Here is a 19,319-nt window from a genome sequence, read left to right as displayed (position 1 = left end):
CGGGCCTGAAACGAAAAAGGAACGCCGCGGCGTTCCTTTTTTATTGCCTGAAGATTGGCTTGGCTCAAATATCCAGTGAAATTTCACCGGTCATGAAAGTTACGGCCGATCCGGCCAGGATGACGCGGTCTACAACGATTTCGCAGTCGATATCACCCCCTCGCTGCGACAGTTGTCGGGCGCGCAGCCTGGTTTTATTGAGCTTTTCCGCCCAGTAGGGGGCCAGGGTGCAGTGTGCCGAGCCGGTGACCGGGTCTTCCGGAATGCCCAGTTTCGGCGCAAAAAAGCGACTGACAAAATCATGTTCTTCACTGCGGGCGGTCACAATGATGCCGCGCTTGTCGAGTTGGCCGAGCAGATTTTGATCGGGCTGCAGGCGGCGGAGATCGGCTTCGCTGTCGAGTACGACCAGGTAATCGTCGGCAACCAGCAATGTCTCTATCGGTAAGCCGATCGCCTGTTGCAGCAAGGCCGGAACGGTGCAGGGAAGGGCTTTGATAGCCGGGAAGTTCATCTGTAGCTGATTATTTTTCCGTTCGACACCGAGTCGCCCGCTGCGTGTTTCAAAAGTGATGGCCGGTTTGTCGTAACCGAGGTGTTCGAACAGCACATGGGCGGCAGCCAGCGTTGCGTGGCCGCAAAGATCGACCTCGGCGAGCGGGGTAAACCAGCGCAGGGCAAAACGATCACCGGTCGGTACAAAGAAAGCCGTTTCCGAAAGGTTGTTTTCTGCGGCGATGGCCTGCATCAAGCTATCGTCGAGCCAGCTGTCGAGTGGGCAGACCGCAGCCGGGTTGCCTTCAAAACGACGGCAGGCGAAGGCGTCTACCTGAAATTGGCGGATTTTCATCGATCAGTCCTGTCTTTCAGCTTCTGGATAGTTGGAGGCTGACCGGTCGGGCTGTTTCGCCACGACGGTCAAAGCTGGCGGCAATCCATCTGGGCCAAGTGAATTTACGGGGAGGCGCGATCATTATTTTTCCGTCGCCGATGCTTTCAATCAGTGCCAGGCCGTTCGCTGCGATGGTGTGCTTTTGACTGGGGCGCAGGAAAGTGTCTCCGGCTTCACCATCGACGGTTATCCAGATAATGCCGGCAGTGCACAGGATGGTCAGGCCACGGGCCTCTTCAAGGCGTATTGGTTTGTTGTCGGCGAGATAAAGTTCGCCTGAGCAGAAATTGATTTTCATGGTTTTCTCCGTGTTGACCGTGACGGAAAGTGTAGTTCCCTGCTGTTGAGTGATACAGTTCCAATAAACTGAAATTGTGACCAATACAGTGTTTGATTTTGATAACTGTGCTGGCCTTCGATCACGACAACTGTATTGCTCATGCTGAATACCGAACCTTTGCTTTACGAAAAACTCGCCGCCGAACTGGGTGGCATGATCGCTGGCGGCGTGCTGCGCCAGGGGGAGCGCTTGCCTTCGGTGCGCTGTCTTGCCAAAGAGCGCCGTCTTTCGGTGTCGACCGTGGTACAGGCATTCCGGCAGCTTGAAGATCGCGGATTGGTCGAGGCTCGGCCGCAGTCGGGGTATTTCGTACGTCGATCGATGGTGCTTCGTTCTGAGCCATTGCCCCGCGCCACGCCGGACGAGGCGGTACCGGTCGATGTCTCGCAACGTCTGGTCAGCGTCTTGAACGACGCGATGAAGCCCGGCATGACGCCGTTTTCAGCCGCTTTGCCGGCTGCCGAGCTATTGCCGGTGGCCGCATTGCAGCGACTTTATGCCGGAGTGGCGCGGCGCCACCCCAAATTGCTTGAAGGCGGAAGCCATTTCAACATGAACGAGCCGGCGCTGGTCCGCCAGCTGGTTCGCCGCTCGCTGGCCTGGGGCGGGCCGCTGGCGGCCGAGGAAATCGTCATTACCAATTCGTGTACCGAGGCGCTTGGCTTGTGCTTGCGCGCAGTTACCAAGCCGGGCGATACGGTCGCCGTCGAATCACCGGCTTATTACCTGATGCTGCAACTGATCGAAACCTTGGGCTTGAAGGCATTGGAAATTCCGACCGATCCGCGCGATGGCATGTCGGTTGAAGCGCTCGACATGGCCTCACGCAATGGGCAGATTGCAGCTTGCCTGCTGGTGCCGAATGCCAGCAATCCGCTGGGCAGCATGATGCCCGACGAGAAAAAGCGTCAATTGGCAACGTTGACCGCGGCACGCGGCATTGCGGTGATCGAGGACGATATTTATGGTGACCTGTATTTTGGCAAGCAGCGTCCCTGGCCGATCAAGGCATTCGACAAGACTGGCAACGTGATGCTTTGCTCGTCATTCTCCAAATGTCTTTCACCTGCCTTGCGTATCGGTTTCGTTGCCGCCGGACGTTATCGAGCGGCGATTGCCCTGCAAAAGGCAATTACCAGCGGCGGAACCAACCCGATTACCCAGAACGTGCTGGCCGAGTATCTTGAATCAGGTTCTTACGAACGTCATTTGCGTAATTTGCGGCGTATTTATGAGCGGCAGGTGGAGAGCATGCGCGCGGCAGTCAGTCGCTATTTTCCGGCAGAAACGCGGATTTCACAGCCGCAGGGGGCTTTTGTGCTGTGGGTCGAATTGCCTGAGGAGATCGACACCAGCGAAGTGTACGAACGGGCGATCCGGGACAATCTGGTCTACGTGCCGGGGGAGCTGTTCTCGGCCAGCGGCATGTATCGCAACTGTTTGCGGCTCAATTGCGGCAACCCGCATACCCCTGAAATCGACGATGCGGTTCGTCGTCTGGGTGCCTTGATGACAAAGCCTTGATTACATCAAATTGAGCCGGTGGAAACTACGGTATCATTGGCGTTTGGCTAAGACTGGCCGGCATTGTCAGTTGCAGGCCGACAGGTGTTCGCTTCCTAAATCGTATCCGAAGGGTTTTTCCTCTCATGTTTGACGCAGTCCGGAATAACAAGAAGATCGTCCAGATATTTCTGGCTCTGATTACGCTGCCATTTGCCTTTTTTGGCGTCGAATCCTATGTGCGCAGTGTTGGCGCAGGGGACGATGTTGCCAAGGTTGGCGATAGCGCGATTACCCAGCAGCATTTCCAGCAAGCCCTGCGCGATCAGCAAGAGCGTCTGCGTGCCCAAATGGGCGGGCAGGTCGATCCCAAGATGCTCGACAACCCGCAGGCTCGCAAAGCCATTATCGATGATCTGGTGGATCAGCGCCTGCTGATGCTGGAAGCCAATAAAAAGCGCATGTTCGTCAGCGACGAGGCCATTCGCCGCACGGTCGGCGGAATCGATGCCTTCAAGGTCGATGGCAAGTTTTCGAGCGAACGCTATGAAGCCGTCTTGCGCGGACAGGGGATGACGCCGGCCAGTTTCGAGGCCCAGTTGCGCCAGGACCTGACGCTGCAACAACTGGCCGGGGCTGTTGCCCAGTCCGGTGTGAGGCCGCACAGCCTTACGGATCGCATTCTGGCTTTGCAGACGGAAAAGCGTGAAGTCATGGAATATCGTTTTGCCCTGGATGCCTATCTGTCCAAGGTCAAACTGAGCGACGATGCCGTCAAGAAGTTCTATGACGAGAATGCACGTCAGTTCCAGATGCCGGAACAAGCCAAGGCCGAATTCGTTGTCCTGTCGATGGATACGATTGGCAGCCAGCTTGTTGTGACGGATGCCGAAATCAAGGCTTGGTACGATGGCCACAAGGATCGTTTCCTGCAGGCCGAAGAGCGTCGTGCCAGCCATATCCTGTTGGCAAGCGACAAACACGGTAAAGACAAGGCCAAGTCCAAGGCTGAAGAACTGCTCAAGGAAATCCAGAAAAACCCTGCCGCATTCGCTGATCTGGCCAAAAAGAACTCGGATGATCCGGGTTCTGCCAGCAAGGGCGGCGATCTCGGATTTTTCGGGCGTGGCATGATGGTCAAGCCTTTTGAGGATGCCGCTTTCAGCCAGAAAGAAGGCGATATTTCCGGTGTGGTTGAGTCCGATTTTGGCTTTCACATCATCAAGGTGACCGGTATTCACGCCGCCAAGGAAAAACCGCTGGCCGATGTTCGCGCCGAGATCGAAGGTGAATTGAAGAAAACGGCAGCCTCGCGGAAGTTCGCCGAAGCGGCCGAAGCATTCAGCAATACGGTTTATGAGCAGTCGGACAGCCTGAAACCGGTTGCCGAGAAATTCAAGCTAAGCATCAAGCAATCCGACTGGATTGGTCGCCAGGCCAACCCGGCCAATGGCCCGCTCGGTAATGAAAAATTGCTGGCCGCTTTGTTCTCCGATGATTCAGTGAAAAACAAGCGCAATACGGAAACTGTCGAAACGGCAGCCAATACGCTTGTTGCCGCACGTATCGTTGATTACAAACCCTCTGCCCTGCAACCTTTCGATAGCGTCAAGAGCAATATCGAGAGCTTGCTCAAGCGTCAGGAGGCTCAGACTCTGGCACGCAAGGATGGCGAGGAGCGTCTTGCTGCGCTGAAGAAGGGCGAGGACAAGCTGAGCTGGGGGGCTGCGAAATCGGTTTCGCGCATGGATGCACGACTTGTTCCGCCGGTTGCTGCGCCCGCTATTTTCAAGATTGATACCAGCAAGCTGCCGGCTTATACCGGCGTTGATTTGCCGGGTGTGGGTTATGCCTTGTACAAGCTGACCAAGCTGGATGCCGGCGACAAGCTCGATGAGGCACGCAAGCAGGCGCTGGTACGTCAGCTCGACAATCTTCATTCGCAGGAAGATGTTCAGGTGTTTCTTGCCGCATTGCGGACTCGCTACAAGGTTGAAATCAACCAGTCCGTACTGGAAGCAAAAGAGAAATAAGAGCAAACACTCTACAGAAACGGGCCTTTGGCCCGTTTTTTTTGCCTTGATTGGTAATCTCTGGAATTTATTGTGCGCACCCCGGTCTGAAACCGGCGATCATGTTTTTCAACCGAGATAAAGGAATCCTGATGTCAAATACCGTAACGCTTGGCGGCAATCCGATTGAAGTGACCGGCTCTTTTCCTGCAAAGGGTGAGCAGGCTCCAGCTTTCTCTCTTGTTGCCAAGGATTTGTCGGATCTGAGCCTGGCTGCCCTGGCCGGCAAACGCAAAATACTGAATATTTTTCCGAGTGTTGACACGCCGACCTGTGCAACGTCGGTGCGGAAATTCAACCAGTCGGCCAGCAATCTGGCGAATACTGTCGTCCTTTGTATTTCTGCCGATCTGCCATTTGCCCAGAGCCGGTTTTGTGGTGCCGAGGGGTTGGCCAATGTCCAGACGCTGTCAACCATGCGCGGCGCCGATTTTTTACAAGCCTACGGCGTAGCAATCGCAACCGGGCCGTTAGCTGGCCTGGCTGCGCGTGCCGTCGTTGTTCTCGATGAAAACAACCATGTTTTGCACAGCGAGCTGGTCGGTGAAATCAAGAGTGAGCCGGATTACGCCGCTGCATTGAATGCGCTTGCCTGATTGAGGGCTGTGCTCTGGATAAACGGGCCCGGGTGGCCCGTTTTTATTTTGTTTCCGGTTTCCAGTAATTTAGGGCGAGATCGATGAAGCGTTGTGCCAGGGGAGTTGGCGTGCGGGCGGTCACCAGGGCGCTGGCCGCATCAGCATCTTCGTCGGTGAGTTGAATACAGGTCAGGCCGGGGATTTTTTGGCGTGCTATTCCTTCGGGGATGACCGCAATCCCAAAGCCTGCCGCAACCAATGCAAGCATCGAGGTTTTTCTTGAAATAACGGCGGCTAGCTGCGGAACAAATCCGCGGGCCAGGCAGAGATCGGTGACTCGCCGCGCCAAGCCTCCACGTTCGCGGTGGACGGCTGATACAAAGCGAAAATCAGCGAGCTGCTGCAAGGTCGTGGTTTCACTTCCGGCCAACTGATGGTTTTCAGGCACCGCAACCCAGAGGCGTTCAGGTGGCAATGGAATGATTCGGACATCGGGATCACGCCGTAGCACCGGTAAGCGAATCACACCGGCATCGGCTTTGCCCTGCGCAATTTCGCTGATTTGCAACTCGGATGAAATTCGATCCAGATCGATTCGTGCTTGTGCTGCTTCCCCGGTAAATTGGTGAATTATCGGGAGTAATGAATCCATGGGGATTGAGCTTGAGTGAAGGAGACGCAGAACACCGGATTGTCCCTGGTCGAGTTGCTTGCCTTCTTCTATGGCTGAGGCGATGGTTTTTTCGAGACTGGAAAAGCGTTCGTAAAGCAGGGCGCCGGAGGGCGTCAGGCTGACACCACGCGGTTCTCGCTTGAAGAGCAGGAAGCCGACAGTTTCTTCAAGCAGGGCAATTTGGCGGCTGAGTGCCGGCTGGGCAACAAATAGGGTGTTTGCGGCTGACGTGAAACTGCCGAGTTCGGCGACAGTCAGGAAGTAGCGAATCTGGCGTTGGCTTGGCATGCTTTTTATGTATGGTAAGTTAATTAATTTGATATTTGTTGTATAGCTTACGCCAAATCACAATCATCGCCTTACTTCGATGAGATCGTGACATGCCATTTTTACCCATCAATCCTGATGTTGACCCGCTGCTTGCCATTGGACTGGCTGGGCTTGCCGTTATCGTCGCCTATACCTTATTTACGCTGGTCGGCTTTGGCTCAGCATTGCTGGCCAGTCCGCCATTGGCGCAAATAATGCCGGTGGCCAGCGTGATTCCCTTGCTCGCATTGCTTGATTGCGGAGGTTCAATTGTTCGTGCGTGGAATTCGCGGCGAGAGGTTGCAATCTCCGAACTTTATCTTCTGGTGCCGGGAATGCTGATCGGGCAGGTGCTGGGTGTGAGTATCCTGGCCATGCTTCCTGCAGCGATCATGGGCGTGTTGCTGGGCTGTTTTGTGATTGGCTACGGTGTGCGCAATCTTCTGTTGAGCTGGAAACCTGTTCAGCGTCCTGTCAGGGCAATGCATGCCATTCAGCACGGTATTTTTGGCGGCCTCCTGGGTGGTGCTTTTGGCAGTGGCGGTTTTATCTATGCCAGTTATCTGCAAAGCAAGCTGGAAAGTCGTTCGGCATTTCGTGCGACTCAGGCGGTGATGATCGGGTTATCAACCGCCTGGCGTCTGGGGCTTTGCGCTGTGGGCGGATTGCTAAACGGCAAGCTCTTCCTGATGGCGCTGCTGATGTTGCCGGCCGCATTACTTGGTGGTGTTCTCGGTCGACACATCGACCTTCGGCTATCGCGCGAGGGGCTCGGGCTAGTGTTGAACTTTCTGCTCTTGCTGGGCGGGGTACTCTTGGTTGTACGTCATGTTCCACAGTTCTGAGTGACAGAAAAGCAGGATGAAAAAAAGCCGACCCGTTGTTTTGGTCGGCTTTTTCGCGTAGACCGCGAAATCTCTCGGTATCGAAAGCTTAGGCGGGCAAGGGGTCGGCGTTGCCGAGGGCAACCGTATTCATGCCGCCATCGACGTACATGATTTCACCGGTAACACCGCTGGCCAGATCGGACAGCATGAAGGCGGCGGCGTTGCCAACTTCCTCGATGGTCACGTTGCGGCGCAACGGGGCATTGTGGGAGTTGTAAGCCAGCAGCTTACCAAAGTTACCAATGCCGGAGGCAGCCAGGGTCTTGATCGGGCCGGCCGAAATGGCGTTGGCACGAATGCCTTCAGGGCCGAGGCAGAAAGCCAGGTAGCGTGTTGCAGCTTCCAGGCTGGCCTTGGCCAGACCCATGGTGTTGTAGTTCGGCATGGTGCGTTCGGCGCCAAGGTAGGAGAGGGCCAGCGCGGCGCTCTTGCGACCTTGCATCATCGGACGTGCTGCCTTGACCAAGGCCGGATAGCTGTACGAAGAAATTTCGTGGGCGATACGGAAGGCGTCACGTGTGATGCCCTCAAGGAAGTCACCTTCAATGGCTTCAGTCGGTGCGTAGGCGATGGAGTGAACCAGGCCATCCAGACCATCCCAGCGTTTGGCCAGTTCGGTGAACAGATTGTTGATCTGCTCATCGCTGCTGACGTCGACCGGAATGGTGATGTCGCTACCGAATTCGGCAGCAAATTTTTTGATGCGGTCTTCAAAACGCTCGTTCTGGTACGTGAAGGCAAGTTGAGCGCCTTCACGATGGCAGGCCTTGGCAATGCCGTAGGCAATGGAGTGCTTGGAAAGCAGACCGGTGATCAGAATTTTTTTGTCGGCGAGAAAGCCCATATATTGTTCTCCCTAAGGGGTTTAGCCTCAGGATTATAAAGCATCACATGTTCGGATAGGTTGGTCCTTCGCCACCTTGTGGCACCACCCAGTTAATATTTTGTGTCGGATCCTTGATGTCGCAGGTTTTGCAATGCACACAATTTTGGGCATTAATCTGCAATCGCGCGTTGTTACCCGACTCGTCACGCAGGATTTCATAAACGCCTGCCGGACAGAAACGCTGTTCCGGGGCGTCATAGCGCGCCAGGTTAATGCTAATCGGCACACTGGCATCCTTGAGCTGCAAGTGGCAAGGCTGGTCTTCCTCGTGATTCGTGCTCGACAGGAAAACCGAGGACAGGCGATCGAAGGTCAGTACGCCATCCGGTTTCGGATAGCTGATCGGCTCGCATTCAGACGCTGGCTTGAGTTTGGCGTGATCAGGTGTCGTGTTGCGCAGCGTCCATGGTGCCTTGCCGCCGAGAATCAATTGGTCGATGCCGAACATGATTGAACCCAGTTTCAGGCCCTTGCTCATCCATGGCTTGAAATTGCGGGCCTGATGCAATTCTTCGTGCAGCCAGCTGTTCTTGAAGGCGCTTGGATAGGCCGCCAGTTCATCGTGTTGCCGCTCGGTGCTCAGCGCTTCGAAGCAGGCTTCGGCTGCGAGCATGCCGGACTTGATGGCGCAGTGCGAGCCCTTGATGCGTGCTGCATTGAGGAAGCCTGCATCATCGCCAACCAGGACGCCGCCCGGGAAGGCAAGCTTGGGCAGAGACTGGATGCCACCAGCGGTAAGCGCCCGTGCGCCATAGGCGACGCGTTTGCCTCCCTCAAGAAACTTGCGGATCTCAGGGTGTGTCTTGAAGCGCTGGAATTCTTCGTAGGGTGAAAGATGCGGATTGCTGTAGCCCAGGCCGACGACAAAGCCCACGGCAACCTGGTTGCCTTCAAGGTGATAAAGAAAACCGCCACCGTAGGTATCAGGCTGCATCGGCCAGCCTCCGCTATGGACGACCAGGCCGAGTTGGTGTTGCTCGGGCTTGATTTCCCAGAGTTCTTTGAGACCGATGCCGTAGGTTTGTGGATCTACGCCATCGCGCAGATTGAATTTTTCTTCGAGTTGTTTACCCAGGTGGCCGCGGCAGCCTTCGGCAAAAAAGGTGTATTTGCCGTGGAGCTCCATACCCATCTGAAAATTGGGGCCTTCGGAGCCATCGTGCAAACGGCCCATGTCGCCTGTCGCCACGCCCTTGACCGAGCCATCATCGTTGAACAGGACTTCCGAACCGGCAAACCCCGGATAGATTTCGACACCCAGTGCTTCTGCCTGCTCGCCTAGCCACCGACAGACGTTGCCCAGTGAAATGACGTAATTGCCTTCGTTGTGGAAACATTTGGGCAATAGACTGTTCGGAACCTTGGTTGAGCCTGTTTCTGAAAGAATGAAGAAACGGTCTTCGCTGACGGGGGCATTGAGGGGCGCACCATCTTCTTTCCAGTTGGGAAATAGTTCGGTCAGTGCCCGGGGATCCATGACAGCGCCGGAGAGAATGTGGGCGCCAATTTCTGCGCCTTTCTCGATCAGGCAGACCGAAATTTCCTGTCCTTTTTCGGCGGCAAGCTGTTTGAGTCGAATGGCCGAGGCCAGCCCGGCCGGGCCGCCGCCAACGACGACGGCGTCAAATTCCATGGCTTCGCGTTCCATGATGTCTCCTTGGTTTTATATTGTGACGTTGTAAACAATACGGTACAGTATGGAATAACTTAGATCAACCCCTTCGAATTATCAAGGATATGGAACACAGCAAGAAACTTATTCACGTCACGAAAATGCCAATTCGCTGGGGCGACATGGATGCTTACGGGCACGTTAACAACACGGTCTATTTTCGTTACATGGAGCAAGCCCGGGTCGAGTGGCTGGAAGATTTGAAGGTCGAAGTACGTCCAGGTGGGTTGGGGCCAGTCATTATCAATGCCAGCTGTACCTTCCTTGTGCCGCTGAATTATCCGGGCATGGTCGAGGTTCGTACCTTTGTTGGCGTACCGGGGCGATCCAGCGTCCAGACTTATGTCGAGATGCGACTCGAAGGCAATGAAACCCTGTATGCCGAAGGGGCTGCCAAGGTCGTCTGGATGGATACGCAAACCGGCAAATCGGCGCCGATTCCGGATCATGTCAGAGCGGTGATCGAAGCAGCCTGAAGCTCAGGTAAACTGGCGCTCATGAGCCAAAGAAAAATCTGGGAAAAACTTTTGTCTGCTGATCGTCCAGGGGCTGGAAAAGCACCTGGAACGCCTGAGCGTACCCCGTTTCAGCAGGATTATGATCGCATCGTCTTTACCTCGGCCTTCCGGCGCATGAAGGACAAGACGCAGGTTTTTCCGCTGTCCAAGAGCGATTATGTCCGGACCCGGCTGACGCACAGCCTTGAAGCCAGTTGTGTCGGGCGTTCGCTGGGGGCTGTGGTTGGTCGCGAGATCATCGCCCGGCATGGCCTGCAGCATGTCGAATCAGGCGACTTCGGGGCGATTGTTGCCGCCGCTTGTCTGGCGCACGATATTGGTAATCCGCCTTTTGGCCATGCCGGCGAAGACGCCATCCGCGAGTGGTTTCGAACCTCCGGGTTGCTTGAGCGCCATCCTTTTACGCCTGCCCAGCGCGCTGATTTCGAGCTTTATGAAGGTAATGCGCAGGGGTTCCGGATCGTGACCCGTCTTCAGAACCCGGCGAACCCGGGGTTGCAGTTGACGAGTGCGGTTCTGGCGACATTTACCAAATATCCACGGCCATCACATCTTGAAACATCGCTGGATGGGAAAAGCAGCAAGAAATTCGGCTTTTTCCAACAGGATGCGGCTGCTTTTGAAGGCGTTGCGCGGTCGACGGGGCTGGTTGAGCGAATTCCAGGACAAGCCTGGCGGCGCCATCCCCTGGCTTTCCTTGTCGAAGTGGCTGACGATACCTGTTACCTGATTGTCGATCTTGAGGATGCTGCCAAGCTTGGTTTCGTGCCTTATCGCGATGCCGAGTGCTTGCTGGCCGATCTGGCAGGTAACTCGGTCAGCGGTGGCCGGATGGATCGCTTGCATGACCCGAAAGAAAGGCTTGAGTATTTGCGTGCCAAGGCGATTGGTCGCTTGCTCGACAGTGCGGCCGCTGTGTTCCTTGAAAATGAGGAGGCTATCCTGAATGGTCGGTTTGATGATGAATTGCTTGAGCAATCCCCGATCGCCATTCCGCTTCAGGCCGTGCTGAAGCTGGCCAAGGAAACCATTTATACCGCGCGACCTGCGCTGGAAATTGAAACGGCTGGTTTTGAAGTGCTGGGTGCCTTGCTTGGCTTGTTCAGCAATGCGGTAGAGGCGAAGGCCGGGCATGCCCGATTTACCACGCGCGAACGAATGCTTCTTAAACTCCTGCCGGCCCAGTTCCTGGGGCACGGTGGCGAGCCGGATGCAGACCCGTATGTCCGTCTGCTGCAAGTTGCCGATTTTGTGGCCGGCATGACCGATTCGTATGCGGTCGACATGTACCGGAAATTGAAGGGCTTTGCGCTGCCCAGCTGAATCTCGGAGCATGAGTGCTATGATCGCGCCCCCCGCCTGAAGGTGGGGGCCTTTGCGGTGCATGATGTTTGCCCCGGAGAGCGCCTGAACTCCCGATTTAACTGCCGACCACATGATTATTTACGATTTGAGCTGTTCCAACGACCATCGTTTCGAGGGGTGGTTTCAAAGTGCCGATGATTTTGTTTCGCAACAAAATCGCCGACTGGTGACCTGTCCTTGCTGCGATAGCCACGATGTACGCCGCCTGCCATCGGCTGTTGCAATAGCGACGCATCGTTCCACGCCGGTCGAAGCACCTGTTTCTTCGCCCAAGAGTGCGCCAAGCTCCGCGATGATGCCTGCCGGTGCGCAGGCCATGGCCTTGTATCAGCAACTTGTTCAAGCCATGGCTGCCGAGAGCGAGAATGTCGGGACGGCTTTTGCTGAAGAGGCGCGAAAAATCCATTACAACGAAGCTCCTGAACGTGCAATTCGCGGTCAGGCTACCGAGGATGAGTGCGAAGCTTTGCGTGATGAGGGAATTCCGGTGCTTCGCTTGCCGACCGTCAAGGATGAGGACTTGAACTGAGCCGCACAGGCTTTGCTGCGGTCAACTTCCCGTAGAAGGGAAAATCAATCGGCTGGCAACGTCAGTCGATCTGCGTATTTACGCTTCTCTGTCGCCGAGAGTTTCTTGATCCGGTATTCCGCTTTCGATGCGGATGAGCGGTCCGGGTGTGATTCGTAGCCGAGGAGTCTGAGCGGCGGGTGCGCACGTGTATAGCGAGCCCCTTTTCCTTGTGCATGCGCAGCGTACCGTGCAGCAATATCAACGGTAATTCCCGTGTAGATACTGCCATCGACACATTCGATCAAGTAGAGAAACCAGGGCTTGGCAGCTTTCATGCAAGGGGCCGCGTTTGACTGGCTTCCAATGGATTGCCGTTCACCATCCAGTGCAAAAGAGCGTGCATCCGATCGACCGCCAAGTCGGTGCTGTCGATGTTCAAACGACGGTGTCTTTCATTTGACGATTTCATAAATCGATCTTGACCATGCCAGCCTGTTTGTCTAACGTGGAAGCACTTATGCATTTATCAAATCGAGTTGCTCATGGCCGACAAGCTTGCTTTGCAGGAAAGTAAAGAATTTCAATTGAAGGTTCTGTGGTCTGGGACAGAGGGTGTTCCCGGTGTGACGGATCGTGAAATATTCATGCGGGTGACTCAGGTGATTGCCGAGTGTGTACTTCGCCTGGCGAGGGGAGGGGAAACCACCCTGGCGTTCAATGAAACTTCCTGGCTGCGCGAGGGTATCCGTTTCGATACGGCAGGGAAAGCATTTAAGCAGCAGAATCTGACGCTGGCCATTGAAGCGACTGACCAACAGACCAAGCTCAAGTGCAAGCAACATCAATTTGTCCCTGAGCTGTTATTCGACAAGCCCAAGCATTCCGCCTGCTTTCCGAACCTTGTGGCGGCTGCCCAATACAAAAAGCACGCGACAAAATTCAAGCTTGAGCAGGATCTGCATTTCAGCAACCTGAAATACTGTGCATCCGGCTCGCTGTTTCTTAAAGGACGTCAGACGAACGTCAAAAAAATGGGGTTCTTTGCCGATTATTTTCCAGCACTTGCTCAGATAGCCTCGCCACAAACCAAACTCGAAGAAGTTTCCCATTGGGATGAGTTTGTCTTTGATGACATGCGTACAGCGTGGGGCGGTGCGGATCTGACCTCCTGGATGCTGGTTAATCGCTGGCAACACAACAGCAGCAAGTTACTGGAGTCGGAACTATCCTTCAAGGTCGAAAAAACAATGCAGGGTAATTGGGATTACAAGCTTCTCAAGCAGGCTTCTACGCTTTATCTCGCACTGCAACAGTCCGGCATTTTCCAAGCTGTGCCGCCGATATTTTTCTACGACGATCCGGTTTCATCACGGCCCATCATGCTGGTCGAAGCATGATCACCCAGGCTTTCCGACGAATTGATGCAGTCCTGGCCTTACTTTTTTGCCTGACGGCAGTGCCTGCAACTGCAGCTGAATTTGTGCTGCGTTTTGCCAGCTACGCTACGGAGCGTCCGTCGGAGGAGTTGCGCAAAATGGAGCCGTTCCAGAAGGAGGTCGAGCGTGGCTTGCGGGAGAGGGGCGTGACTGCGAAGGTCGAAGTACGGATTTACCCGACGTACGATGAGGCGATTCAGGCCCTGCATCTGGGCGAGGTTGATTTTTCCCGTCTGGGGCCGGTCAATTACGTCCTGGCAAAACAGAAAGCGCCAAAACTGATCTTGTTGGCATGCGAAGGCCATGGCGGAGACAAAGCGTTTTCTGGTGTCATCGTTGTGTCGAATACTTCAAACATTCATTCGATTGCCGATTTGCGAGGCAAAAAATTTGCTTTTGGCGATCCAACATCAACGACTGGGCGTTATTTACCTCAGGCCGAACTGGTCAAGGCGGGCTTGACCATTCGTGATCTGGCCTCCCATGATTATTTGGGGCGTCACGACAAAGTGGTTTTTGCCGTTGCAGCGGGTGCGTTCGATGCTGGTGCAACCAATGAGCGAACCTTTCAAAAATATGCGGTCGACAAGGGATTGCGCGAACTCGTCCGCTTTCCATCGCCAACCCAGGCCTGGGTTGCACGGGGGGAGCTGGATCGCGAGGTCGTCAAGGCATTGCGGTCTACCCTTTTTTCGATGAAAGGAGCAGCCTTGGAATACATTGACCGCAATGGTTTTTTGCCAAGCAACGATAGCGACTACGATGAATTGAGGAAGACGATGAAGCTCGTTCGGGCTTTTGGAGGGTAAAAGCGCTGTTGTTCAGCGGCTTCGGGACAGATCCCGACTGATGGCGCCAAGCATGTCTGCTGATTTGTCGATCGCATCTTCAAGATAGCCTTGATAAAAATCGGGCAAACGCAATCCGACGATCGGTGTAGCAAGCGGCTCGCCACCGGGGCCATAAAAAGCCACCACCGGGACAAAACCTATTTTTTCCTGGCGGGTAAATGTGGCGTGAGTCGATGATCGACCGTTGAAATCCGTCAGTGGCATCCCGCTGCCCTGGTCTATTTGCCGGATGACAATCCTGTTTTTATAACGGGGGTCCTGCAACAGTGGTTTCAAGTGATCTCGCCTGACAATCTCGCAAAACTTGCAGTCCTGGCGACTGAACAGAATGATGAGTGGCCCTCTTTTTTGGTAGGCAAGGCGAGATTCACTTTGCAGATCATGTGCTTTGTCGATTTGAGTTACCTGCGCAAAAGCCGAGCAGAGGCCGGCTGTCAGGCAACAGAACAACAAAGAACAGATCAGGAAGTGCCGAGGCTTGCAGGGCTTTTGCAGCATTTCAGTTGTCGAACCGGTAGTAGTGCTTGTTTAACCAGTCTGCGACGCTTTCTTCCTCTTCCGGGAACCAGCCGGCGTTGACCGTGGCATTGCATGAAGCAACCCGTTGTTGTATCTCCAGTTTATTGGAGAGCAGACGACCGTCACGGGTGTACATCTTGCTGCCATCCTGACCATACATGCGGATGTGGCAACTGGTACAGGATTTGTCATGAAGTAGTTTGGCAGCCTGTAGTTTCGGGGTTTCGGCCTGTGCGCCGAAGGTGGTCATCAAGGCGATCAGCAAGGTTATCAATCGCATGTGTTTTCTCTTTGAGGATGAATAAGGGAAGGGTCAAAATCCGGCAGCTTCTGCTTCAAGGTAGGCCAGGCTCACATATTTTCCGATGTTGCTGTCAAAACCTTTGGTGTCGAGCGAGCGGCTGGCAACACGCGAATCCTTGAGAACCAGTTTCTTGGCTTCTTCAAGTCCCAGGCCATCCTTGATGGCTTGCTCGCACGGACGATAAATGCCCTCGAATAATTCGCGATTCCATTGCAGAACCTGGGCGCTGGCTTTTCCATGCCCGGGAAGCCAGAGATTGGCGCCTGTCTTTTCCAGTCCTTCGTAGGCTTTCAGCGTACCGAGATAAGAGCCATCGTCCATGTTGGCAATTCGCCGGTCCATTGCGACATCACCCACCAGTACCAGTTTGTCCTCCAGCACCTCGACACACAGATCATAGGGGGTGTGCACGGTTCCGAAGTGATGCATGCGCAGCGTTACGTCACCGTATTTCAATTCGCTGCCATGTTCCAGAGGATGAGTTGGTGGCACCACGCGTGTACCCAAGGTGGCCTGGTTCGTCCATTGCTCCATCAAAGTTCGCCACATGTTGCCTTGAACCCCTTGTACCGCCTTGATTGTTCCTGGATGGGCGTAGATCGGGAGGCTTTCACCGTAAGTTTCAACGTAAGCGTGATTGCCGAGCCAATGATCGCCGTGGTAATGGGTGTTGATGATTGCCACGACAGGCTTCTTGAAGGCCTGCCGAGCTTGCCTGATGGCCATCTCGCCGATTTGTACCGAGGCCCCGGAGTCCACGACGATCAACCCTTTGGCGGTATTCACAAAAGTGATGTTGCACATCATCCCCTGGTTTTCCGGGGTAGGGAAACCATCGGGTGAGTGGATCATCCAGACATGTTTCGAGACTTGCACGAGCGGATGGTCTTTCACGACCGGACCGCGGACAAAATCATCAACCTCCCTGGCAAATGCACTGATTGTTTGCCAAGGCGTGAATTCAATCGTTGAGAGGGTTGAAAAAGCAGCTGTACTTTGAAGAAAACGACGGCGGTTCATCAATGTCTCCTGGCAATCGCAGCGTAAAATTCGTACTTGATTGTCTGAATGGTATTTTTGCTGGTAGCGGAAGCTTTTTCCGTATTCGATTGAAAGCTAAGTGTAAGCGAATTATTATTTAATAATAAACAACTAATATTTAATCAATGGGGTGGCTGCATGGGAAATAAAAAAACTCTTCTGTTATGTGCAGGGGCCTTGCTCTCCGTACTGAATGCCCCTGTTTTTGCTGATGCAAAGGCGGACCAGGCAAGGGCTACGGAGATCGTTTCCGGGCGCTGTTTTCTTTGTCACGGACTCGAAGGTGAGTCTGCCAGCGCGGTTTTCCCGAGACTGGCCGGACAGCACTCCGAGTACATTGCGAAGCAATTGGGCGACTTCAAGTCCGGCAAGCGCAAGAGCGACACGATGAAGCCGCAGGCTGACGAACTGACGCCGGAGGAAATGAAGTCACTCGGTGCTTTTTTTGAAGGCAAGACAGCCAAGCCCAGGCAAGGTAAGGATGCCGAATTGCTTGCCGTCGGAAAATTCATCTTTACCCGCGGCAACCAGTTTTCCGGTCTGCCTTCCTGCGCCAGTTGCCATGGTGCCAAGGGCTACGGTACGCCGCTGTTGCCACGCCTGGCTGGGCAGCACCCACGTTACATCGAAGACCAGTTGAAGCAGTTCAACAAGCGGGAACGCACCAACGACAATGCGGTGATGCACACCATTGCATCCAAACTCTCGGAACTCGAAACGCATGCTGTTGCCGAGTACATCGCAACGCTGGATTGAGATTCAAGACAGTCGACAAAAAAGGCCGCATTTGCGGCCTTTTTCAATGGCTGCGACCCGCGTTCAGGTCAGCATGTCAGCCCAGATATTTTTTGCCCAACCCATGGCAACCTTGCCTTCCAGTTCGTTGCGTGCCGCAGAGACTCCACCGGCTCCCTTGACTGGTTGCACGGTCTTGGTCGCAGCGTCGTACTGGTGCACGGATGCAACGTGAATCACGTTTTTGGCATCGACGAAGCTGTAGCAGGTATTCATCACCACGGGGGCCGGATTAGGTTCCAACCCGGCCATCAGGTTAAGGATGGCTGCAGCAGCCAGCTTGCCGTGTTGATTTGCCATGTGGCCGGATTTCGGCATCGTTGGGGCAGGGAAGATGGCATCACCCAGGACATGAATTCCTGGCGTACTGGTGGACTCCATGCTCAGCCAGTTGATATCGACCCAGCGATTGTTGATCAGCTTGATGCCTGATTTGTGGGCGATATCGCCAGCACGGTGCGGTGGGATGACGTTCAGCACATCCGCCTTGAACTTGTCGAATTCAAGGATTGCGGTGTTGCTGGCCACTTCAACGTCTTTCACCTCACTGTTGTTGCGATACTCGATCATGCCTTTGTAGAGATCGCCCCAGGCCTTGGTGAACAGGGCCTTTTTGGACATGACGTCCTCATTGGCGTCAAGAATGACAACCTTTGATTTGGGTTTGTTCTTTTTGAAATAATCGGCAACCAGGCAAGCGCGCTCGTAGGGGCCGGGCGGGCAACGGTAGGGTGCTTTGGGAATGGAGATGGCGTAGGTGCCGCCATCTTTCATCGATTCCAGCTGTTTGCGCAGGGCAACTGTCTGCGGGCCAGCTTTCCAGGCATGCAGAATTTGGGCTTGAGCATCCGCGCCTTTGAGGCCGGGGATTTCATCACACATGAAATCGACCCCCGGTGAGAGTACGAGGCGATCGTAATTCAGGGAGGCGCCGGATTTGAGCGAAACCGTGCGTTTTGCCGCGTCGACCGCGAGAACCTCATCCTGGACGACACGTACGCCCCATTTGCTTTTGAGGTTTTCGTAACTGACGGTGATGTCTTCCATCGTTTTTGTGCCACCGATGACCAGATTGGAAATCGGGCATGAAATAAACGTCGGATTACGTTCGATCAGCGTGACGTGCACGCCGCCCTCGCTCCACATGCGCAGATACTTGGCGACAGTTGCACCGCCATAGCCCCCACCTACCACGACTACATGACCGTTTGCCTTGCCACCCATGGCGCCGCAGCCGTACATCGAGGCCATCGCGCTGGCTGCTGCCCCCATTTTCAGGAAATCACGTCGTTTCATCAGCATCATTTTGTTCTCCCCTTATTTTTGTGCGGCGAAATAGGTGGCAATCAGGTCCAGTTGCTCGTCGGTGTAACCCTTGGAAATCTGGTGCATGATCGATGCGGGTTTGTCGCCATTCTTGAAATCAGCCAGTTTCTGGAGAGTCTTGTCTTTGGGGATGCCGGCCAGAGAATCCAGTCCGGCGCCCTTGACTGCGTTGCCGTTGGTGCCATGACAATTTGCACAGGTGGCAGCCAGATTGCGACCAAGGTTGGGATCAGCAGCGTATGCCACGCTACTTGTGGCAATCAGGCACACCGCAGCGGCGGTAGATAGCAGTTTCATCGAGACATCTCCTCTGAGTGATGGTGACAGGGTTTATAGCCGATTTTTGTTTTTCTGGATCAGCACAGGCTCAAGGGTAAAGCCCTTTAGCCCAAATTGCATGCTACATCGCAACATATTAGTAGTTGACTATATAAGTATGCAGTTATACATTGATTGTTAATCTAAATCAAAAAAACGGCATGGACGAAGCTCTTCAGGTCTACGAACAGGTGGCGCATTACTTTGGATTGCTGGCCGATCCGACGCGTCTGCGCATCCTTTCCTGTCTTTGCATGGAGGAGCGGCCGGTTCACGAAGTCGTTGAAAAAATCGGTCTGACGCAAGCCAACATTTCTCGCCACCTGAACATTCTTTATCGCGCCGGCGTGGTTGAACGGCGGCGGGAAGGAAGTTCAGTTCTGTACCGCGTGATCGATCCAAATTTTGTTGATATTTGCCGGACGGTCAGCATCACGGTGGCAAGTCGGGACCTGGGCGAACAGATGGGATTGAGCAGCCGCAACAAGCGGTAATTCAAATTCAATAAACGGAGGGGGATCAA

General features: G+C 54.4%; 22 protein-coding genes. 11 read left to right on the top strand and 11 right to left on the bottom strand.

Features of this window, described 5'->3' with window-relative positions; genetic code table 11:
- Positions 1-64 precede the first annotated feature (64 nt).
- Together GBK02_RS10845 and GBK02_RS10840 are read right to left on the bottom strand one after the other, a co-directional pair.
- Positions 65-850, bottom strand: coding sequence for a PhzF family phenazine biosynthesis protein (locus tag GBK02_RS10845; protein ID WP_239002976.1), 786 nt, complete (start codon positions 848-850; stop codon positions 65-67).
- A gap of 16 nt (positions 851-866) precedes the next feature.
- The gene (locus GBK02_RS10840; protein WP_203466687.1) at positions 867-1,190 is read right to left on the bottom strand and encodes a DUF2917 domain-containing protein; all 324 of its coding nucleotides are present in this window, start codon (positions 1,188-1,190) and stop codon (positions 867-869) included.
- A 141-nt stretch (positions 1,191-1,331) separates the two neighbouring features.
- Between GBK02_RS10840 and GBK02_RS10835 the strand changes: the two genes are divergently transcribed.
- The 3 genes from GBK02_RS10835 (at position 1,332) to tpx (ending at position 5,403) form a co-directional block, all read left to right on the top strand.
- The gene (locus GBK02_RS10835; RefSeq protein ID WP_239002975.1) at positions 1,332-2,756 is read left to right on the top strand and encodes a PLP-dependent aminotransferase family protein; all 1,425 of its coding nucleotides are present in this window, start codon (positions 1,332-1,334) and stop codon (positions 2,754-2,756) included.
- Between the two features lie 125 nt (positions 2,757-2,881).
- On the top strand, positions 2,882-4,768 hold the full coding sequence (locus GBK02_RS10830) for a SurA N-terminal domain-containing protein (RefSeq protein ID WP_203466686.1): 1,887 nt from the start codon (positions 2,882-2,884) through the stop codon (positions 4,766-4,768).
- Between the two features lie 131 nt (positions 4,769-4,899).
- Positions 4,900-5,403, top strand: coding sequence for a thiol peroxidase (tpx, locus tag GBK02_RS10825; RefSeq protein ID WP_203466685.1), 504 nt, complete (start codon positions 4,900-4,902; stop codon positions 5,401-5,403).
- 43 nt (positions 5,404-5,446) lie between these two features.
- On the opposite strand, the gene GBK02_RS10820 is transcribed toward tpx, so the two are convergent.
- Positions 5,447-6,346 (bottom strand): LysR family transcriptional regulator, encoded by a 900-nt coding sequence (locus GBK02_RS10820; RefSeq protein ID WP_203466684.1) that lies wholly within the window; start codon positions 6,344-6,346, stop codon positions 5,447-5,449.
- A 92-nt stretch (positions 6,347-6,438) separates the two neighbouring features.
- On the opposite strand from GBK02_RS10820, the gene GBK02_RS10815 reads away from it, so the two are divergent.
- On the top strand, positions 6,439-7,212 hold the full coding sequence (locus tag GBK02_RS10815; RefSeq protein WP_203466683.1) for a sulfite exporter TauE/SafE family protein: 774 nt from the start codon (positions 6,439-6,441) through the stop codon (positions 7,210-7,212).
- Positions 7,213-7,300: 88 nt separating this feature from the next.
- Here the strand turns inward: GBK02_RS10815 and fabI are convergent, their stop codons facing one another.
- Together fabI and GBK02_RS10805 are read right to left on the bottom strand one after the other, a co-directional pair.
- On the bottom strand, positions 7,301-8,098 hold the full coding sequence (gene fabI / locus GBK02_RS10810; RefSeq protein ID WP_203466682.1) for an enoyl-ACP reductase FabI: 798 nt from the start codon (positions 8,096-8,098) through the stop codon (positions 7,301-7,303).
- Positions 8,099-8,141: 43 nt separating this feature from the next.
- Positions 8,142-9,788 carry an electron transfer flavoprotein-ubiquinone oxidoreductase gene (locus GBK02_RS10805; protein WP_203466681.1) on the bottom strand — a complete coding sequence of 549 codons (1,647 nt, stop codon included), beginning with the start codon at positions 9,786-9,788 and terminating at the stop codon, positions 8,142-8,144.
- 89 nt (positions 9,789-9,877) lie between these two features.
- On the opposite strand from GBK02_RS10805, the gene GBK02_RS10800 reads away from it, so the two are divergent.
- The 3 genes from GBK02_RS10800 to GBK02_RS10790 all read left to right on the top strand — a co-directional run bounded on the left by GBK02_RS10800 (position 9,878) and on the right by GBK02_RS10790 (position 12,224).
- Positions 9,878-10,288 carry a thioesterase family protein gene (locus tag GBK02_RS10800; RefSeq protein ID WP_203466680.1) on the top strand — a complete coding sequence of 137 codons (411 nt, stop codon included), beginning with the start codon at positions 9,878-9,880 and terminating at the stop codon, positions 10,286-10,288.
- Between the two features lie 21 nt (positions 10,289-10,309).
- Entirely contained in the window at positions 10,310-11,653 is a 1,344-nt protein-coding gene (gene dgt / locus GBK02_RS10795; RefSeq protein ID WP_203466679.1) for a dGTP triphosphohydrolase, read from the top strand.
- A gap of 112 nt (positions 11,654-11,765) precedes the next feature.
- Positions 11,766-12,224 carry a DUF1178 family protein gene (locus GBK02_RS10790; RefSeq protein ID WP_203466678.1) on the top strand — a complete coding sequence of 153 codons (459 nt, stop codon included), beginning with the start codon at positions 11,766-11,768 and terminating at the stop codon, positions 12,222-12,224.
- A 44-nt stretch (positions 12,225-12,268) separates the two neighbouring features.
- Here GBK02_RS10790 and GBK02_RS10785 read toward each other — a convergent pair whose 3' ends face one another.
- On the bottom strand, positions 12,269-12,541 hold the full coding sequence (locus GBK02_RS10785) for a GIY-YIG nuclease family protein (RefSeq protein WP_203466677.1): 273 nt from the start codon (positions 12,539-12,541) through the stop codon (positions 12,269-12,271).
- A 207-nt stretch (positions 12,542-12,748) separates the two neighbouring features.
- Between GBK02_RS10785 and GBK02_RS10780 the strand changes: the two genes are divergently transcribed.
- Together GBK02_RS10780 and phnD are read left to right on the top strand one after the other, a co-directional pair.
- Positions 12,749-13,603, top strand: a complete 855-nt coding sequence (locus GBK02_RS10780) for a hypothetical protein (RefSeq protein WP_203466676.1) — start codon at positions 12,749-12,751, stop codon at positions 13,601-13,603.
- Positions 13,600-14,451 carry a phosphate/phosphite/phosphonate ABC transporter substrate-binding protein gene (gene phnD / locus GBK02_RS10775; protein ID WP_203466675.1) on the top strand — a complete coding sequence of 284 codons (852 nt, stop codon included), beginning with the start codon at positions 13,600-13,602 and terminating at the stop codon, positions 14,449-14,451. The genes GBK02_RS10780 and phnD overlap by 4 nt, the downstream gene beginning before the upstream one ends.
- Before the next feature lie 12 nt (positions 14,452-14,463).
- Here phnD and GBK02_RS10770 read toward each other — a convergent pair whose 3' ends face one another.
- Genes GBK02_RS10770 through GBK02_RS10760 form a run of 3 tightly spaced genes read right to left on the bottom strand, consistent with a single transcriptional unit; the run spans position 14,464 to position 16,336 of the window.
- Entirely contained in the window at positions 14,464-14,991 is a 528-nt protein-coding gene (locus GBK02_RS10770) for a hypothetical protein (RefSeq protein WP_203466674.1), read from the bottom strand.
- 1 nt (position 14,992) lies between these two features.
- Positions 14,993-15,292, bottom strand: coding sequence for a cytochrome c (locus GBK02_RS10765; protein ID WP_203466673.1), 300 nt, complete (start codon positions 15,290-15,292; stop codon positions 14,993-14,995).
- 33 nt (positions 15,293-15,325) lie between these two features.
- Positions 15,326-16,336, bottom strand: a complete 1,011-nt coding sequence (locus GBK02_RS10760) for an MBL fold metallo-hydrolase (protein ID WP_203466672.1) — start codon at positions 16,334-16,336, stop codon at positions 15,326-15,328.
- 159 nt (positions 16,337-16,495) lie between these two features.
- Here GBK02_RS10760 and GBK02_RS10755 point away from each other — a divergent pair, with 159 nt between their 5' ends.
- Entirely contained in the window at positions 16,496-17,113 is a 618-nt protein-coding gene (locus GBK02_RS10755; RefSeq protein ID WP_203466671.1) for a cytochrome c, read from the top strand.
- 63 nt (positions 17,114-17,176) lie between these two features.
- Here the strand turns inward: GBK02_RS10755 and GBK02_RS10750 are convergent, their stop codons facing one another.
- Both GBK02_RS10750 and GBK02_RS10745 read right to left on the bottom strand, forming a co-directional pair.
- The gene (locus GBK02_RS10750) at positions 17,177-18,457 is read right to left on the bottom strand and encodes an NAD(P)/FAD-dependent oxidoreductase (protein ID WP_203466670.1); all 1,281 of its coding nucleotides are present in this window, start codon (positions 18,455-18,457) and stop codon (positions 17,177-17,179) included.
- A 12-nt stretch (positions 18,458-18,469) separates the two neighbouring features.
- On the bottom strand, positions 18,470-18,775 hold the full coding sequence (locus tag GBK02_RS10745) for a c-type cytochrome (protein ID WP_203466669.1): 306 nt from the start codon (positions 18,773-18,775) through the stop codon (positions 18,470-18,472).
- Positions 18,776-18,957: 182 nt separating this feature from the next.
- Here GBK02_RS10745 and GBK02_RS10740 point away from each other — a divergent pair, with 182 nt between their 5' ends.
- A complete protein-coding gene (locus GBK02_RS10740; protein ID WP_203466668.1) occupies positions 18,958-19,290 on the top strand; it encodes a helix-turn-helix transcriptional regulator in 333 nt (110 codons plus the stop codon).
- The last annotated feature ends 29 nt before the right edge of the window (positions 19,291-19,319 follow it).

It is taken from the genome of Dechloromonas sp. TW-R-39-2, assembly GCF_016864195.1.
Classification (GTDB): domain Bacteria; phylum Pseudomonadota; class Gammaproteobacteria; order Burkholderiales; family Rhodocyclaceae; genus Azonexus.
Note: the sequence above shows the minus strand (reverse complement) of the source record. Positions and strands in the feature narration are given on the sequence as shown.

What these genes read in the sequence shown, in the direction of transcription:
- GBK02_RS10845 (WP_239002976.1), bottom strand. Translation starts at nt 850, where the DNA reads ATGAAAATCCGCCAATTTCAGGTAGACGCCTTCGCCTGCCGTCGTTTT.
- GBK02_RS10840 (WP_203466687.1), bottom strand. Translation starts at nt 1,190, where the DNA reads ATGAAAATCAATTTCTGCTCAGGCGAACTTTATCTCGCCGACAACAAA.
- GBK02_RS10835 (WP_239002975.1), top strand. Translation starts at nt 1,332, where the DNA reads ATGCTGAATACCGAACCTTTGCTTTACGAAAAACTCGCCGCCGAACTG.
- GBK02_RS10830 (WP_203466686.1), top strand. Translation starts at nt 2,882, where the DNA reads ATGTTTGACGCAGTCCGGAATAACAAGAAGATCGTCCAGATATTTCTG.
- tpx (WP_203466685.1), top strand. Translation starts at nt 4,900, where the DNA reads ATGTCAAATACCGTAACGCTTGGCGGCAATCCGATTGAAGTGACCGGC.
- GBK02_RS10820 (WP_203466684.1), bottom strand. Translation starts at nt 6,346, where the DNA reads ATGCCAAGCCAACGCCAGATTCGCTACTTCCTGACTGTCGCCGAACTC.
- GBK02_RS10815 (WP_203466683.1), top strand. Translation starts at nt 6,439, where the DNA reads ATGCCATTTTTACCCATCAATCCTGATGTTGACCCGCTGCTTGCCATT.
- fabI (WP_203466682.1), bottom strand. Translation starts at nt 8,098, where the DNA reads ATGGGCTTTCTCGCCGACAAAAAAATTCTGATCACCGGTCTGCTTTCC.
- GBK02_RS10805 (WP_203466681.1), bottom strand. Translation starts at nt 9,788, where the DNA reads ATGGAACGCGAAGCCATGGAATTTGACGCCGTCGTCGTTGGCGGCGGC.
- GBK02_RS10800 (WP_203466680.1), top strand. Translation starts at nt 9,878, where the DNA reads ATGGAACACAGCAAGAAACTTATTCACGTCACGAAAATGCCAATTCGC.
- dgt (WP_203466679.1), top strand. Translation starts at nt 10,310, where the DNA reads ATGAGCCAAAGAAAAATCTGGGAAAAACTTTTGTCTGCTGATCGTCCA.
- GBK02_RS10790 (WP_203466678.1), top strand. Translation starts at nt 11,766, where the DNA reads ATGATTATTTACGATTTGAGCTGTTCCAACGACCATCGTTTCGAGGGG.
- GBK02_RS10785 (WP_203466677.1), bottom strand. Translation starts at nt 12,541, where the DNA reads ATGAAAGCTGCCAAGCCCTGGTTTCTCTACTTGATCGAATGTGTCGAT.
- GBK02_RS10780 (WP_203466676.1), top strand. Translation starts at nt 12,749, where the DNA reads ATGGCCGACAAGCTTGCTTTGCAGGAAAGTAAAGAATTTCAATTGAAG.
- phnD (WP_203466675.1), top strand. Translation starts at nt 13,600, where the DNA reads ATGATCACCCAGGCTTTCCGACGAATTGATGCAGTCCTGGCCTTACTT.
- GBK02_RS10770 (WP_203466674.1), bottom strand. Translation starts at nt 14,991, where the DNA reads ATGCTGCAAAAGCCCTGCAAGCCTCGGCACTTCCTGATCTGTTCTTTG.
- GBK02_RS10765 (WP_203466673.1), bottom strand. Translation starts at nt 15,292, where the DNA reads ATGCGATTGATAACCTTGCTGATCGCCTTGATGACCACCTTCGGCGCA.
- GBK02_RS10760 (WP_203466672.1), bottom strand. Translation starts at nt 16,336, where the DNA reads ATGAACCGCCGTCGTTTTCTTCAAAGTACAGCTGCTTTTTCAACCCTC.
- GBK02_RS10755 (WP_203466671.1), top strand. Translation starts at nt 16,496, where the DNA reads ATGGGAAATAAAAAAACTCTTCTGTTATGTGCAGGGGCCTTGCTCTCC.
- GBK02_RS10750 (WP_203466670.1), bottom strand. Translation starts at nt 18,457, where the DNA reads ATGATGCTGATGAAACGACGTGATTTCCTGAAAATGGGGGCAGCAGCC.
- GBK02_RS10745 (WP_203466669.1), bottom strand. Translation starts at nt 18,775, where the DNA reads ATGAAACTGCTATCTACCGCCGCTGCGGTGTGCCTGATTGCCACAAGT.
- GBK02_RS10740 (WP_203466668.1), top strand. Translation starts at nt 18,958, where the DNA reads ATGGACGAAGCTCTTCAGGTCTACGAACAGGTGGCGCATTACTTTGGA.